The 17,520-nt window shown below is 39.3% G+C and carries 12 protein-coding genes; 3 read left to right on the top strand and 9 right to left on the bottom strand.

Annotated elements, in window-relative coordinates:
- Positions 1-104 precede the first annotated feature (104 nt).
- The 9 genes from EDC17_RS12850 to EDC17_RS12810 all read right to left on the bottom strand — a co-directional run bounded on the left by EDC17_RS12850 (position 105) and on the right by EDC17_RS12810 (position 14,678).
- Positions 105-1,265 (bottom strand): sialidase family protein, encoded by a 1,161-nt coding sequence (locus EDC17_RS12850; RefSeq protein ID WP_132778464.1) that lies wholly within the window; start codon positions 1,263-1,265, stop codon positions 105-107.
- A gap of 5 nt (positions 1,266-1,270) precedes the next feature.
- Positions 1,271-3,229 carry a family 20 glycosylhydrolase gene (locus EDC17_RS12845; RefSeq protein ID WP_132778463.1) on the bottom strand — a complete coding sequence of 653 codons (1,959 nt, stop codon included), beginning with the start codon at positions 3,227-3,229 and terminating at the stop codon, positions 1,271-1,273.
- Entirely contained in the window at positions 3,186-4,406 is a 1,221-nt protein-coding gene (locus EDC17_RS12840; RefSeq protein WP_132778462.1) for an AGE family epimerase/isomerase, read from the bottom strand. Before EDC17_RS12840 ends, EDC17_RS12845 begins: the two co-directional genes overlap by 44 nt.
- A gap of 1 nt (position 4,407) precedes the next feature.
- On the bottom strand, positions 4,408-6,477 hold the full coding sequence (locus EDC17_RS12835) for a GDSL-type esterase/lipase family protein (protein WP_132778461.1): 2,070 nt from the start codon (positions 6,475-6,477) through the stop codon (positions 4,408-4,410).
- Positions 6,461-7,687, bottom strand: coding sequence for an MFS transporter (locus tag EDC17_RS12830; protein ID WP_132778460.1), 1,227 nt, complete (start codon positions 7,685-7,687; stop codon positions 6,461-6,463). Before EDC17_RS12830 ends, EDC17_RS12835 begins: the two co-directional genes overlap by 17 nt.
- A gap of 18 nt (positions 7,688-7,705) precedes the next feature.
- Positions 7,706-8,827 carry a hypothetical protein gene (locus EDC17_RS12825; protein WP_132778459.1) on the bottom strand — a complete coding sequence of 374 codons (1,122 nt, stop codon included), beginning with the start codon at positions 8,825-8,827 and terminating at the stop codon, positions 7,706-7,708.
- Between the two features lie 2 nt (positions 8,828-8,829).
- Positions 8,830-9,744 carry a dihydrodipicolinate synthase family protein gene (locus EDC17_RS12820; protein ID WP_243646149.1) on the bottom strand — a complete coding sequence of 305 codons (915 nt, stop codon included), beginning with the start codon at positions 9,742-9,744 and terminating at the stop codon, positions 8,830-8,832.
- Between the two features lie 82 nt (positions 9,745-9,826).
- Positions 9,827-11,404 (bottom strand): RagB/SusD family nutrient uptake outer membrane protein, encoded by a 1,578-nt coding sequence (locus EDC17_RS12815; protein ID WP_132778457.1) that lies wholly within the window; start codon positions 11,402-11,404, stop codon positions 9,827-9,829.
- A gap of 10 nt (positions 11,405-11,414) precedes the next feature.
- A complete protein-coding gene (locus EDC17_RS12810) occupies positions 11,415-14,678 on the bottom strand; it encodes a SusC/RagA family TonB-linked outer membrane protein (RefSeq protein ID WP_132778456.1) in 3,264 nt (1,087 codons plus the stop codon).
- A gap of 131 nt (positions 14,679-14,809) precedes the next feature.
- On the opposite strand from EDC17_RS12810, the gene EDC17_RS12805 reads away from it, so the two are divergent.
- From EDC17_RS12805 to EDC17_RS12795, 3 genes are all read left to right on the top strand, one after another.
- Positions 14,810-15,529 carry a FadR/GntR family transcriptional regulator gene (locus EDC17_RS12805; RefSeq protein WP_132778455.1) on the top strand — a complete coding sequence of 240 codons (720 nt, stop codon included), beginning with the start codon at positions 14,810-14,812 and terminating at the stop codon, positions 15,527-15,529.
- A gap of 136 nt (positions 15,530-15,665) precedes the next feature.
- Entirely contained in the window at positions 15,666-16,760 is a 1,095-nt protein-coding gene (locus EDC17_RS12800) for an MBL fold metallo-hydrolase (protein ID WP_132778454.1), read from the top strand.
- 97 nt (positions 16,761-16,857) lie between these two features.
- A complete protein-coding gene (locus tag EDC17_RS12795) occupies positions 16,858-17,445 on the top strand; it encodes a YceI family protein (RefSeq protein ID WP_132778453.1) in 588 nt (195 codons plus the stop codon).
- The last annotated feature ends 75 nt before the right edge of the window (positions 17,446-17,520 follow it).

The following is a 17,520-nucleotide window of genomic DNA, read 5'->3' as shown; positions in this document are numbered from 1 at the left end:
ACTTAAATATATGAAAATCAAATGATTGTGTCAATAAAAATAAGAGGAGATATAACATAAAAAAAGACTGTACCACTTATTTATGATACAGCCCCTTTTTTGTTTTACTTCACCTTCACAGGCACAAAAACTATTTCTTTATAGCCATCCTTCTCATACAATACACCTATTGTATTTTTTTTGACTAAGACAATATCGTTATAGGCTGCATAAGCCCCGCCCTTATATCCTTCCGGGCTTTTCGCCACGACTTTATTGAAATACCAAGTTTTTCCTTGGTCTTTCGAAAGTCTCAAAGTTAGGTTATCCCTTTTATTTTCATCTGCAGCATTACTGTGTGCGAGTATAAAAGTATATCCTTTTTTCCAAGAAAGTACAGAGGCTTGATTGACAGGATCGGGAAGATTTGCATCGGGTTGAGACGATACCCATGTTTGGCCTCCATCATGGGAAATTGAGATAATACGAGTCTTCGGCGTATAAGACTGATTTCTGGAGGACATATAAACAGAGTTATCACCAATCTGAGCCGCTAATGATTCATTCGTGCTTGCAAAAGGAACTTTTTCACTCAATTTAAAAGTCTTACCATGGTCATCTGAATAGTACGCATGTGCATTCCAATCTTTGTTCTGTGGTTGTGGGTCACCTGCATTATGATTGCCTGCTATATAAATTCTACCCTTATTTGGGCCCGACACAAACTGAAATCCGTGGCCTGGCGTATTGGCATAGGTACGCCAATCTTCATTAAAGTTATAAGCAGGATTAATCTGTGGTTGCTTAGGACGATGTACTTGAGTGGTGATATTTACAGCTTGTGACCAGGTTTTTCCACCATCGCTGGATACCACATACCATACCTCGCGTAGACCCTTGCCCTTACGTACATCACCTTCATGGTCATTTCCAGTATTGTAAAACAAGAACACACGTCCCTGTGGATAGGCAGGGTCTAAAAGATCAACTACAGGAGCCGGATTGCCAGCCTGCAATTTGTCATAATCCACAGCCACATTCAACGGTCCCCAACTTTTTCCGCCGTCTTTACTAATTTTGTAGACTATATCCACATTTCCGAAATCTCCTGAATGATCGACGCGACCTTCAGAAAAAGCAATTAATTCACCTGATTTTGCCTTCACAATAGCCGGAATACGATAGCTTGCATATCCATCCTCACCTGATCGAAAAACAGTCACTTCCTGAGCCGAAAGCGATAAAGAAGCCGCAACTAAGCAAATACCTAAAAATAGTTTCTTCATATTATTTAGTTTTTAATTTTTTCATTTTCTAGCAAAATGAATGTAAACATCCATTTTGCTGGATTGTCCCATGTTCTACCTCGAAATGCCGCGACGGGCAATTTTAGTAACACTTCATTCCAGCCTTTTTTCAAATACAGCATGGTAGGTTTTCTATACGCATACCCCTCATCAATTAATGGGACTTCAGACTCCCCTTTTTGACCAGGCTGTTGCCATGTCGGCGGGTTAATCCGTTTTCCATTAAGATACGCTTGGCTACCTTTATAATCCCATGTATCCAATTCGGGAGAATCAGTTAAATACGAGCGGGATAGATTATTGAAATCTATCCAAAAAGGTTGTTCACCAGACTTATCTGACCAAATTTTGGTGCGTGCGTACCAGGTCGTATTAGGTTCTGGATTTTGAATTGCCGAGTGGATAATATTTCCGAACCAATGTTTCAAAATAACTGTCCCCCCCTCAACGATTTGATCGACTTTAATGGAGACATCATATGGATTTTGCTCTACTTGGAAAGATCGATGTACATCACCCTCATTCGCAAATGGACCTATCAGTTCCCATTTTAGTCCCAACTGGCTAGTATATGGGAAAGGCATATTTTCAAAATACTGTGTATTATGGGCTAGCAAACGTGATTCAAATGCAACAAAATCAGCATAATCCGGATCATTTGCTGGCACGATATTACTCACCCAGCCTGGCCGTCCCCCACCTCGCCAGATGCGTTCTGCAAATGTCAAAATTGCTGGATAAATAGCACTGTGAAGAAACATATCTTCCGGCTTCGCGACAGCTCTATCTGGCCATGAACAAAGCGTAGCACCTATGAGATTCTTGTGCTCTTTATCGATCTCTCCAATTTTTCGATGAAACAACGTAGTGACTGTTTCCAAAGGATCCATATGATTGATGTACAAATGTTTGGATTCTATGTAAACTTTATCACCTTTCTTTTCAATCAGCTTAGGTCCTCCCATCCACATCTGCCGAATAGTCTGTGGTTCTAGATTACTTCCAGGATCCCAACCAAATGTTTTCTTAAAGCCTAATTGCTCGACATGTCGGGTGATCTCGGGCATGAAATTTTTATTCGTGATTTTCACTTCGTCGCCGCCAATATGAATGAGGTCAAGCTCAGGAAAATTCGTTCTAAACTCAGTAAGTAATTCTTTGATATAAACCATGCCCGAATCTGATTGCATATCTACCCCAAAGAATCGCATAAACGCCGCACTATGTCCCGGCATATCTATCTCTGGTAAGAACGTAATATGTCTTTCCTGACAATATTTAATGAGCTCTTTGAAGTCTTGCTTGCTGTAATATTTACCTTTCCATCGTGTCATCACCGCAGCATCAGTCAAGCCTGGATATTTCTCACTTTCCAAACGCCAAGCTATATCTTCTGTAAAGTGAAAATGTAATACATTCAACTTGTATTTGGACATGATATCGATTTGTTCCTTAATCATCTCAAGCGGTTGATAATTACGGCCTACGTCAATTAAAAAAGCTCTCCATGAGAATGCTGGTTCATCGTGAATACTGGCAAGCTGAATTTTCTTATTTTCTATATCAAATTGCCTCAAGGTCTGAATACCATAGAATATCCCTTTTGCGCTTTTAGCAGTAATTCTTATTTCATTCGCGTTTATCAGCAAATTATAAACCTCTTCTTTACCCGCTAGACTAGGCAAAATATGCAGCGATACAGTTGTAATACGTTTTTTACTGCTATTTTTTACCTTATTAATATTCCATGAGGCAAATAAGTGATCAAGCAATTTATATTCAGCCCGAAGTGATTGGTCTGTATTTTTAATCCATACACCATTACTCAAATCTAATTTTTCAGGCGCCAACAACATTTGCTGAGGCTGAGGAATAAGATTTTTTTGAGCGTAAGCAGCACTATAAAATGCTAGAAAGATAAATAGAACTTTTAGCCTTATCATGTTTTTCATAATTTCTTAATATTTGATAACAATACCACTCCTGTCGTGGAAGATGAAACGGTCCTTTGAACAGATTACCTTTCGCTGTTTGGGCCACACGTCCATCCCTATGCAGATAGCCAAACCATTCTCCATTTTCTTTATCATGGAAATTCGTATAGGCATAACTGTGGATTTGCTTATGCATGTTGGCATATTTTTCATCCTTGGTCAACGTGTAAGCTAATAAAGTGGCAATAATGGTTTCATTCTGCGGCCACCAAAACTTCATGTCTTGCCAATACTCTTGCACAGGTTTGTCATAGATATCTCGGAAGTACAAGATACCACCAAATTCATGGTCCCAGCCTCTCTCCCACATATAATCCAACATACGACAGCCTAAATCTATCAATCGGGCATCTTGACTGCGATATTCTGCTTCATGAAGGATAAACCACGCCCCTTCTATAGCATGTCCAGGATTCAATGTGCGGCCATCAATATGATCGATGATCTGCCCATCAGGTGTTGCCTGCTCCAGCACACAACGGATATCATCTTTGACAAAATATTTTTCTATCGTATCTATCCAACCCATTATTGCCTTATCGCAGCGCTCATCGCCAATAGTTTCTCGCAATTGCTGCGCCGTATTGATCATGATCATCGGAACACCTATGCCTATCGAAGGTCGTGTATTTTCAAATTTTGGTTCTATCTTTCGTTCTCCATTTGCATATTCGAGACAAATACCAAAAATTTTTCTAGCCAAATTGGCGGCTTCTTGGTCTCCGGAAGCTTTCGCGTACGCCGAAAACGCAATAACCGCGAACGTCTCAGAGAAAAAATATCGACGCATTCGTATTGGATTTCCTGCACGGTCCACGTGAAAATACATTTTTCCGTTCGCATCGAAACACTTGTTTTTCAAAAACTCATAGCCGAGTTTTGCTCCCTCAAGCCATTCTTTTTTAGGTTCAATGGTATTATACAAAGTGGATAATAACCAACATGCTCTTCCTTGAATCCATACAGCCTTATCTGTATCAATCAGTTCCCCATCTGCATCACGCATCAAGAGGTAACCACCATGCTCCTGATCATATGACCGAGGAAACCAAAACGGAACGGTATCTTCAAGTAACTGTTTTTTATAGAATTTGGCTAATGCACTTAAATCTTCGTGTGTGTACATGTTAATCAATTTTTAAAATAAATGTTGAAACCGGAATGTGCGTATCACTTATCAAATTACCTTCCGTATATGGTGTATAAGCATATCGTACATATTTCACATCCTTAGCCAGCGGTAAGATTAAAGTATTTTCATATATAGTTCCATGTTGTACATCCAGAAGCTCTCCCTTGCTATTGACATATTGCAAATCCCTAATAGGCAAATCTTTTACAGTTTGGAGGATCTGACAATGATTAAAAGAAATCACAAGCCGATCTTTATCCCAACGAAAATCTACGGGTTGTGGGCTGTCGGCGACGAGAGGTTCATTGTACGTATGCTGACGAATTAATTGACCCAACCGATTCCCCAGGATAAGCTTATTAGTGGGATGCACATCCGTAGGGTGCCCTATATCTGAAGATACAGCCATATGTACATCGCTTACCACATTAGTCAGTAAGCGTTGCGAATCCCTAAACGCAGGCCAAGATGGCCTGTTTATACTAGATAATTGCACAAAATAGAAAGGCAATTGTTGTTGAAAAGCATCACGCCAAGACTTCACCATTACAGGAAATAGATAAGTATGGTGCTCGATATTATGTGCATTACTTTCTCCTTGATACCAGATAATTCCCTTGATTTGAGTCGAGGTCCATTTTGCTATTCCTGCTTCAAAATTGTAAGCTGGATCATACGGATGACGTTGATGTTTTAGCTGAGTATGTTCCAAATTTTTGGCTGCGCGCTGCCGACAGAAATCCTGAATAAAATCTGACGTCCTCCACATGTGAATATAGGAAGCTAATAAATTATCCTGCTCCAATACAGACCGTGGAATCCAAGATTCAATGTTTGAACCTCCGACTGAAATATTGATAATTCCAATGGGGACGCCCTGCGACTTATATAGTTCGACGGCAGTGGCGTAAGCAACCGCAGAAAAATCCGATATCGACGCAGTCGAGGATTTTTCCCATGCTCCACTGAAATATTTTAACTCATTTAATTGATGCAAAATCGTTTGGTCCCAAGCGATAGAATTTGTTTCTGCTAAGACTTTATTTTTGAATACGCGAATTTTATCCAATTTGTGCACCTGCCCCAATATAGAATCTGCTCCTGAAGCCATTCTCAGCGGAAAAGCCATATTCGACTGCCCCGAAGCGAGAAACACATCACCAAATAATATATCTTTTAGTATTAACTTCGCAGCCACAGTCGCCACTTCTATATCGTACGGACCTCCAGCATCTTGAATAGGAAGCTCCAACGTCCAATTTCCTTTTACATCGGAGAGCGTGGTATATTTTTTTCCTTTGAAGCGCACAGTAATCTTTTCTTTCGCAGAAGCTTTACCGGCGAGCGTATTGATTACTCCCCGCTGTAGAACCATATGGCTGCCCAGCGTTTCCTCTACGCTTAATGGCTGAACCACAGGTTTTAAATATTGAGCGACATTTTGGGCTAATATTTCAGCACCACGCGCATTGGGATGCAAGAAATCACCAAATAAATCTATTCGGGAAGCTAAAGCAGTATGATTATCTATCAGCACAGCCTCATTGACTGCTGTTAACTCTTTTATTGCTGCCTGTGCTTTGCTAAACCATGCTCTAGTGCCCGACAAAAACCGCGGATGTCCACTGAAAATAGGTGTCATCGTACATATGAAAACCTCTACATTAGGATTTACATGCCTAAAATCTTCAACAAGTGCAGAATAATCCCCAACAAATTCATCACTGTAGTTAGGCCAATTGCGCGGATCCGTATCATTCAAGCCTAAAGCAATAACAATGACATCAGGCTTAAATTTTAAGGCATCTCGATATGCTTGCGTCTGCATATACGGATTATGTCCTTTTCTTAACAAAGTTGCACCCGAATGACCAAAGTTGCCAACCTTAAAATCTACTCCAAGCAATTGCTGTAGTTGATAGGGATAGGTTTGGGTCGAATCCTTAATCCCATAACCTTTAGTGACAGAATCGCCTATACAAGCGACACGCCTTTGTGCCACCAATTGAGGTATTTCTAACAGAAATACAGCTATAATCAATATAAGATTAGATAGTTTGATCATGTTGCTTTGGTCTCAATACAGACAGTTGAATGATTAGTACGACAAATACTATAACGGCTAAAAGCGCAAAGTCCGAACCTAAGTTTCCCTCATCGGCCGAGGCACCCAAAACTTTGGTGATATACGCTCCCGCAAATACCCCCACCATATTCATAATGCCATAGGCTGTTGCACGATATTTGGCGGCTACAAACTGACAAAGAATGGGCATATTGTTGGCATCAAACATCCCAAAGCCAAATCCAAATATTAGTCCTGCTCCGACAATCGCCCATATGGATGAGCCATATCCGATCAAAAATACAGCTGGAATGGTCAAAGCCAATCCTATTGCGCTGGTATATATGCGTCCCTTAATATTTTTTTGAACCCATCTATCCGACAGAATACCTCCTGAAATAACACCTAAAAATGAGGAAAAAGCAATTGTGATGGTGGATAATGGACCCGCCGTTTCCATTGGTATATTTAGGTTGTCAGCGAATAATGTAGGCAACCAGTTTTTCGTAGCCCAGCCCGGTAAACTTGGTACAGCGAAGTATAATAAAATCACCCAAAATGCGATATTGCTAAATAATATGGGAATACCTTTCCAAATAGAGGTCTGTGGTCCTACATTTTTTTCCGGTTTATCACGTGCCGGTGTTTCAAAAAGAGTAAAAATTAAAACAACCGCATATAGAATACCTATTAAACCGAAGATAATAAAGGTATGCTGCCAAGAAAAACGGGAAGCTACAGTAGCTCCAAAACCGCCCAATGCTTGACCAAAATATAGTCCTGTCATATGAATCCCCACAGCTAGGGAGCGGGATTTATCTGTATGATAATCAGCAATTAACGATAACCCAGCTGGAATATAAATAGCTTCACTTACTCCCATGACTGCTCTAAGGGCATACAATTGGTCATAAGAGGTCGCATATCCCATAGCGAATGTAACTCCAGACCACACAAATAAACTAGAGATAATTAATCCTTTGCGATTAATTTTATCGGCCATCACCCCTGCTATTGGGCTCATACAACCATAAATCCACAAAAAAACAGCCATTAAGTTGCCGAACACCGCTGCACTCTCCAAATCCAAAATATCCTGAGCTATTGCAGGGCGCATCGTAGACAAAATTTGCCTATCCATGTAATTCAATAAGGCCACAAACCACAGTAGCCCTACGACAACCCAAGGATAATGTTTGCTATTTTTCATGTTTTACGATTGATGTATTTAGTTAATTTTTCCTATTAATATTTGGTTAGTTCTCACGCCTGCTTTAATTTCTCCACTTGGTATAATAATCAGATTATCTTTCAGCAATGCCGTCGTCGTGACAGGACTTTCGCCGCTATCCAAATGCAGCAATTCCCATTTTTGCTGGCCTTGTTTCAATTGGTACACTTTTTTAGAAAATCCAGGGTGCGAACTTTGTAGCGCATTCTTTTCTTTTATGAGTCTATTTTTTGACTCCTCATCGCTGCTTGTATTTATATCAGCTATAAGTTGTTCTACTTGATGAAAGGTTTCCCCATTATCCCCACCAATGACTATTAAATTTCCTTTATAATTAACTGCTGTTCCAGCGGCTAAGGGTTCCGGCAGGGTAGGAAGTTGATTCAACTTTTTAGTTTTTACATCAATGGAGTAGACAGTTTTATAAATATCGCTTTTTGCATTTGTATTTCTTTTTCTACCTCCAATGACGATAAGGTTAGCATCTTGCGCAGCCAGACTAATACTATGTGATACTGGAGCAGGCAAATCCACGAAATCTTCCCAAGCCTCGTTCGGACTTTTCAGATTCAATCGATAAATTCTCTTGGAAACGAGATCACTATTTTCTCCACCGACAAAATATAGGTATCCCTTGATTATTGCCGCCGAACCATTGGTCAATGCTATGGGTAAGCTAGGGAGATTTTCCATCACCAACTGCTCATTGCGTAACGAAATCCGAACCACATCCGTTGTAGCCAGACCATTCCGCTCCCCCCCAACTGCATAAATAAAACCTTGGTCCGAAACATTTGCCGAATACGCTAAACTATCTACATTATAGGAGGTCGATATTAATTCTAACTGGCCATCCGCAGAAATTTGATACACATAATACGCCTTCTGATAAGCTTTAATTCCTCCATCCCATGGCATTTTATCGGGGAAATTTGCCCCTCCCATTATAATAAGTTTATCATCAATAATTCCTGTAATAGGTCCTGCAACGCCTATATTTTTCTTGCCATTTGATTCAGGCAACACTTCCCCCACCAACCAATCAATACGATCCCTTTGATCCTTCACATAAAACCCCATATTTACGATACATAGCAAAAAGAACAGTGTCTTTTTCATTATTACTTGGATTTAAAATCGTCAAAACCTAAAGCCTGTACATCCTTCTTGAATAATTCGAAAGAGTCTGCAGGCATATTGGCTATAGGTAATCTAAATGCACCACAGTCGATTTCTACTAATTTCATATAAGCTTTGCCTGTTGCGATGCCGCCATACTTGCCTAAAAGCCGGATCATGTCTATGGATTTTTGTTGTAAAGCATTTGCTTTCTTTAAGTCTCCTTCAGTATATGCCTTTATCAACTCGTGATATAATGGTGCAGCATAATTATACGTGCTTCCCACAGCACCCGTACAACCCAAAGCCAAGGAAGAGAGCATATTTTCATCGCGACCCCACAGCATATTATACTTACCCTGCTGAAAATTCATGCAGGTTAAAAAATCCATAAAATCTTCGTGTGTATACTTGATGCCCTTGAAATTAGGGATTTTATCATCTACTTCTTGCAACAGATCGTACATAGCGTAATTTCCTCCAGTCAATACAGGAATGTGGTAATAGTAGAAATCTATGCTAGGCGCTGCTGCAGCTATTTCTGCACAACATTTGGCCAATTGACCTGCATTCGCAGGTTTAAAATAGTAGGGCGAGGTAAACGAAATGGCATCAGCCCCTGCTGACTCAGCTATTTTAGCTAATTCTTTACATTCTTTGATATTTGTACCTCCCAAAAACATCATCAATGCGAAATCAGGATCAGACTGGGTTAAGGCTGTCCACGCTTTTAAGACAAGTACTTTTTCCTCAAATGTTAAGGATACACCTTCTCCTGTAGAACCACAGATAAAAGCTCCTGTTACACCATTCCGTTTTAACAATTGATAGTATGAAGGAATTATTTCCAAATTTAACTCACCATCATGATCAAATGGTGTAAAAGGTGCTGCTATTAGGCCATCTATTTTTTTCATCTGCATATATCTATTTAATTAATAATTCAGCTAATCATCCTGCTATTCAGGTGAATAACAGGATGATTGAACATATTTTAGTCTATGTACCTTCGTAACCTGGATTTTGATTACCCTGTAATTTAGGATCCGCAGTCAACGTCCCTAAATCAATAGGCCAAAGTACTTTATGCTTTTGTCCGGGAATATCTTGTAGTACGCCCAACAAGGGTAGATCAGTACGGAACACCAATGCTTTACCAGCCCCATCTTGCATTCTTCGTAGATCATACCACCGCTTCCCTTCGGCGACAAATTCTTTGCTTCTTTCATAGAAAATAGCCAATTCATTTTGTTCAAAAGTCCCATTAACGAATTGAGGAGCTGCGCCCGTGTATGCACGATTACGCACCATCATAATTTCGGCTGTTGGGTCTTCACCCAATTTGTTTTTAATTTCGGCTAATATCAAATACGCTTCCGATAGTCTATATACTGGATAGTCATCGGCATAGGTCCGCACCCCGTTAACAAAAGTCCCCAAATACTTCCGTAATACTGCAGCTCGGTTTGTTTCTTTATTTAGGTTTAAGAAAGTAGCATTAGCACGTTGATCGGCTTTGTCATACGTATCATACAAATCTATCTTATACTCGTAACGAATCAATGTTCCACTCGAAGCGATTTGCAAAGGATCATTACCTACTGCATTGCCATCATGGTCTACAAATCCATTCAGATTGTCGGTCTGTGCATATATAAAAGCCGGAAATAACCCATTCGTGGATTCCCCAACCTGATATCTTATGGCAAAAATTATTTCGTTATTGCCTTTTGACGCCGGTACGCTTGAGCTATTGAAGACATTTGCAAAATTGCTTTGCAGCGTAAATCTTGGAATGACGGTTTCAACGGCTGACTTTGCTTGTTGAAGATCAGCATTCACATTATTCGGAGCCTGACCATCTATACTAACTTTAGATGACCAAAGATATACTTCTGATTTCAACATTTGCGTAGCCGCTAAAGACCATTGACCTTTTTGGCTTTTTATGGTAAAATCATTATTGAAGTTCTGAATGGATTTATCCACCTCTGCCTTGATAAAATCAAGTGTTTCTTTCTCTGTAGTAGAGCGAGCGGTATAAGCTTCTTCAGCAGAAGTAGGTGTACTAATAGCCACCTTTGGTTCGGTCACAATGGGGACTCTTCCGTAGGTGCGATACAGATGGAAATAATAAAAAGCTCTAATTCCATATGCCTGACCTAAGAAATAGCCTTTCTGTTCATCCGCGAGATAACTTGCTGATTCGACTTGGTAAATGAAATTATTAACTTGAAAAATAGCACTGTACAAATTTGCCCATGAGCTATAGCCCGGTGAACTTTCTCTGATATCTTGGGTAATTAAACCTTGCGAATTCAGCGTAGAAGTACCTGTAAACCCCGTTCCCGTACGAAACGTACCCCCGCGTATTTCACCTAAATGCCAAAATGTATTTTGATAACCTCTTAGTTGTGCATGCAAGCCAACCATAGCACCATTGACTTGGTCGGCATTTTTCCAAAAGCTTCCACTGGCAAAATAATCCTCGGGTGCCAAATCCAAATCAAATTGACTACATCCGGTATTTAGTGCAAATGCAGAAGCTATAGCGATCGATAAAAATAACTTTCTCATCTTGATAATCTTAAAATGTTAATTGTAAACCTAAAATGAATGTTCGAGGTAATGGGTAACCACCGCCACCTTGCCCCACACTTCCACTTTCGGCTGAGAATAACGCGTTTTTCGTCCAATAGTGTAAATTCTGTCCTGTAAAGGATACTTTCAGACCTTCTAATTTAGCACGTTGTGCTAATGTAATCGGAAGATTGTAGGCTAAAGTCAATTCTCTGAATGCCAAATAGTCGCCTTTGTTGTAGAACATACTGCTCTCTCGGCTGGTATTATTCTTGAAGTTTTGATCCGCCCAATAAAAAGTAGGATATTTGGCACTTGGATTATCTGGAGTCCACGTATCAAATACTTGTGTAGTCGTATTGAACGTTCCTTGCATCATCCCCGCAAACCAAGCCCTTGGCCCATCATATGCTATAAAACCCAAAGCATAATCAAATCTTGTGCTAAGCGTCAGATTTTTCCAGCTCGTATTCAATCCAAAACCTCCTGTCCAACGTGGAATCGTACGTCCCATATAGACCCGGTCATTCGAATTGATAATTCCATCACCATTGACATCTTTCCACATTACGTCACCTAGAGCAATCGGAAAATGTAAACCCTTGTCTGCAGCCGACATCGCAGCATATACATCGGGATGCACCAATGCTCTTGCTCCACCCAAATCCTTTAATTTCAACGCATAATTATCTAAATCTTCTTGCGTACGAATGATTCCCTCTGCTTGGTAAGCATAAGCCACATTCGGATCCTGTCCTTCTTGGAATCCGCCTACCCAGATAAGCTCTTTGGTACTGGGATCATAAACCTGAAAACCACCTTGGCGATTGTTCTCTACGCCATTATAAGGTAATTTCAAAATTTTATTTGCATTATATGCTGTATTCAAATTGAACGTAAGATTCCAATCATTTTTACGAATGGCATTGTAATTCAAATCAAGCTCAATACCTTGATTTTCCATATCCCCATTATTTGTCGTTATGCTCGTAAATCCTGCTGACACAGGAAGAACAAGTGTTGCGATCTTGTCAGAAGTCGTACGATGGTAATAAGCAAAAGTTAAATCCAATTTGTTTAATAATCGAGTTTCAAAACCAACCTCTTTCGTAATCAAACTTTCCCATTTAAGATTTGGAATACTCAAACTTGACATTTGATAACCAATAGAACCATCATATGCGGATGTACCATATGCCCCTTGAAGTGTATAATTTCCGATTCCTCCGACATTTCCATTCGCTCCATAACTCGCTTTTAATTTAAATGTATTTAGCACTTGATCTGCGCCCATAAATGATTGAGCAAATTCTTCGGTATGCATATTCCATCCAATAGATATTCCCGGAAAAGTTCCCCACCTATTATTCAATAAAGTAGAGTACCCATCGCGACGAGCCGTAAGGGTCATTAAATAGCGTTGCGCATAATCATAGTTGACACGACCAAAGAAAGAGTTTATACGCTGTCTATTGTGGTATGAATCGATGTTTCGCATATTTGCATCATTCTTCGTCAATCCCAAGTCCATAAAATCATCTGTAGGGGCACCTGAGCCAGAGGCTGAAAATCCGCTAGAATAAGAATCGAAAAACTCCCATCCAGCCATTGCTGAAATATTGTGATTAGTCGCAATACTCGTATCATAACTTAATACAGCATTGTATGTTTGATTGAAGCCTTTATCATAAGAGGCGGATGAAGACCTTGTACGCACTATATTCCCCGGACTTGCCAAGTAATCGCGAGTGAAACCTTCATAATTAGATTGATTAATGAACCAGTTACCACTCGTACGCAATTTCAGTCCTTCCCTCAGACTGATGACAAATGCTTGAGACAAAGTATACTTTTGATTTAGATTACGTCGGATAAATTTATCATCCGTAACAGCGGGATTACCATCTTGCCAATCTCTACCTAACAGCAATTCACCATTGGCATTACGTCCACGCATTGTCGGCGGCGCTCCCAAAGCACGTGTCATATAGTTACCTTCTCCATTGGCTTGATCTCTCCATTTAGTATGAGCGAAATTCAATCCTGAATTTGATTCCAACCAAGGCTTAATCTTATAATCGCCGTTCAATATATAAGTAAGCCTATCGTAAAAAGAATTAATTGCTGACCCTTGTTGATAATACTTGCCAATACTGGAATAATATTTACCCTTATCATTACCTCCTGTCAATGCAATATTGTAATCTTGTGTTACAGGACTATCTTTTAAGGCAAAATCAGCATAATTGAAATTTGTGTATATAATTTCCTTTCCTGTCACAGGGTCAACCATAGTCTTCCAACCTTGATTTAACAATTCGCGATTGCTATCATCCAAAAACATAGTACTCCACACCGCAGTACTCACCTTGTTACCGTCTAATATATTTCCATTAGCATCCTTATAGAGGTTACCTGTGCCAAAAGGCCCTACAGCTGTAAGTTGATTCGCTGTATTAGGAAGATAAGTACTAGATACTTGGATAGCTTTTCTTGACCAATAGATATAATCTTCTGCACTCAAAAATTCAAAGGGAATATTAAGCTTATCTACACCTGTTTTGGATTGAAAAGTAATATTTGATACACCTTCTTTACCGCGTTTTGTTGTTATGAGTACTACCCCATTGGAAGCTCTTGCTCCATAAATCGCTGTAGCGGAAGCATCCTTCAGTACGTCAATGGATTCGATATCATCTTGATTGATATCCGAAAAACCACCGCGAATCAAACCGTCCACAATTACAAGTGGCGAACCACCCCCACCATAGGTCGTCCCCCCTCTCAACACAATATTGGGAACCGAGCCTGGTCTTCCTGAAGTTTGCTGAACACGTAAACCAGGTATGGTACCTGCTAGTGCAGATGCCGGATTGGAACGCACACCGGTCTCCAATACTTTTTTGTCTAAACGTGAAACAGAACCTGTTAAGTTAGATTTCTTAATAGCACCATATCCCACGACGACCACTTCTTCTATTTCCGCATCTTCATTTATCAGCTTAATGACAAGATTGTCAAGCGACTTGACTGTAATAGATTGAGTGCGATATCCCACAGATGAAAATTTCACAATATCTCCAATCTTGGCAGAAATAGTAAATTCTCCATTGGAGTTCGTATAGGTATTAGTTTTCTGACTCTCATTGAGCACATTCACGCCCGACACTCCACTTCCCTGATCAGATTGGACTAAACCCTTTAATGTGGATTGTGCATATACAACTTGTTGTAATATACATAAAGAAAGAATGAATAGAATCTTTCGCATAATTTATAGGATTTATAATTATTAGAAATTTATTATGTACTACATAACTAAACAAATGTATAACATAATGCTATAATTTCAAATTTTTATTCAATTTTTTTCTATATTTGTTGTTATATAAAATATTGTATATGAGTAATCCAATTATAGAATCTCAAGATATTTTGCAAAATATAGACACCTCTAGTCTGGTGGATAAAGCAGAGAAATCATTAGTAGATTATATTAAAATCAATAAACTTAAAGTGGGTGACCCTTTACCCAAGGAATTAGAGCTTACAGAGAAGTTGGGTGTGAGTCGTACAGTAGTGCGCGAAGCTTTGCTCCGTCTCAAAAGCATCGGCCTTATCGAGTCCAAAAAGCATAAGGGTGCCGTAATTACCAATCCCGATGTATTAGGCTCATTCAAAAAGGTATTTCATCCATCCTTGTTAGACAATGAAACGCTAAAAGACTTGTTCGAAATGCGTTTGGCATTAGAGGTGGGGATTGCGGATTTTATTATCAATAAAATCACCGATGCGGACATTGAAGAATTGGAGATGATGACTGAAACCATCGTATCGGGAGACACTGCGCTACCATGGAGCATTGAGGATGAAAAGAAATTTCATGGAAAACTATACGAAATATCGGGCAACGCCATGCTTTTGGAGCTTCAAGAGTTGCTTATTCCGATATTTCAGTATGTACATCAATCGGGAATATTGGATAAGCCAATTGTTAAAGGCGAATTTATCTCGCATCAACAATTAGTAGACGTCTTAAAACAGCGCAATGCGGATGCGTATCGCAAAGCAATTCGTATCCATTTGAACAATCATTTTGCGCGCATATTAGCTTCAAAATAAAGCGGGATCGCACGCTGGGTTTTTCACTGCTTTATTTATTTGGTAAAAGACTTGCTCTATCCACAGGAATTTGACTTTCATATTAAAATACTTAACTTAATTTAGAGTGATTATGTTAAGAAAAATTCTTCTACGAATGTTACAAATTCTTTTGATACTGCTGGTTATAGTTGCAGTAGGTGGATATTTATATATGCGATCAGATCGCTTTGGCGTCAATGCTTCTGGCGAGCGATTGGCACGAATGCAGAAAGCGCCCAACTATAAGAATGGTGCTTTTGAAAATTTAGAATTTACACCTGATTTGGCTGAAGGGGTTACCTATCCGATGGTATTAAAAGATTTTTTCTTTGCCAAAAAAGTAAGAAATACTCCTTCTTCCCCACTACCTGTCGTGCGTACCGATTTAAAAAATTTGCCGCTCGATAGTAATCTATATGTATGGTTTGGGCATTCTTCCTATTATCTGCAATTGGATCAGAAGAAAATATTGGTAGATCCTGTTTTTAGCGAATACGCTTCACCAGTTCGCATCAGTGTCAAAGCCTTTCCTTTATCCTATTCCTATTCTGCAGATGACTTCCCCGAAATAGATATTTTGGTCATCACACACGACCATTGGGATCATTTGGATTATAATACTTTTCAAAGTATAAAAGATAAGGTAAAACATATTGTCACTGGCTTAGGCGTTGGCGCTCACCTGGAGAAATGGGGATTTCCGAGTGACAAAATTACCGAACTCTATTGGGGTGAAAAAGCCAATATCAATGGTTTCTCCTTCACTTCTACTCCTGCTCGCCATTTCTCGGGACGCACATTCAGCCGAAATACGACCTTGTGGACCTCTTTCGTTTTACAATCCAATACGAAGAAAATCTTTATCGGAGGAGACAGTGGATACGGCAAACATTTCAAAAATATAGGTGACCAATATGGACCATTTGATTATGCGATATTAGAAAATGGACAATACAACAAGATGTGGAAATATATTCACATGATGCCAGAAGAAGTGATACAAGCCTCTTTGGATCTTCAAGCAAAGCATGCGATTCCCGTACATTCGTCCAAATTTCCATTAGCGCATCATGCTTGGGATGAACCTTTAATACGCGTTAGTCAAGCTGCTGAGAAGCAAAATTTCCCTATCATCATTCCTAAAATGGGCGAAGTAGTTTCTCTGGATAACTACCAGCAATATCCACATTGGTGGAAAAGAATTGAATAATTGCTAATAAATAGCGCTTTTAATTGTATTTCTTAATATAGATTAAGATTTGATTCTTGTCAAAGCTTCATTTTTGTGATTCAAAAAATTAAGAGATATGAAAACACTATTAAACATTTTAGCAATTATTACCTTATTCACGAATGCAGCAGTTGCACAAGTGAATTGGACCGTAGATCCAGCCCATACAAATGCGCGTTTCGAAGCAAAACACTTAGGTATTGCTTTTGTAGATGGACAGTTCAAAAAATTAGACGGTAAGGTCGTTACATCATCGGACAACGATTTCAACAATGCAAAAGTAAATTTCAATATCGATGTAAACAGTATCGATACCCGTGTAGAAATGCGTGATAATCACTTGAAATCGGACGATTTCTTTAGTGCTGAAAAATTTCCTACTATGAAATTGGCTAATGCAACTTTAAGTGGAAAAAATGGCAAATTCACGCTAACAGGTGATTTAACAATACGAGATGTGACCAAAAAAGTAGCCTTCAATGTGGTGCAAAATAACGGCATCATTACAGACCCTTGGGGAAAAACAAGAGCAGGTTTTACGGCAACTACTACAATCAACAGATTTGATTATGGAATCAACTATGCAGATAAATTGCCTTCGGGTGTATTTGCCGTAGCGCCAGAAATCAACATTACCATAAATGTAGAAATCACTAAAGACTAAAAGGTATTTACATAACATTAAAGGCATTGAAAATTTCAATGCCTTTTTTGCTTTAATATATTTCTTGCTCTAAAA

Origin of the sequence: Sphingobacterium alimentarium, from assembly GCF_004342685.1 — a bacterium.
GTDB classification, from domain to species: domain Bacteria; phylum Bacteroidota; class Bacteroidia; order Sphingobacteriales; family Sphingobacteriaceae; genus Sphingobacterium; species Sphingobacterium alimentarium.
This window is presented reverse-complemented; position numbering and strand designations above follow the sequence as displayed.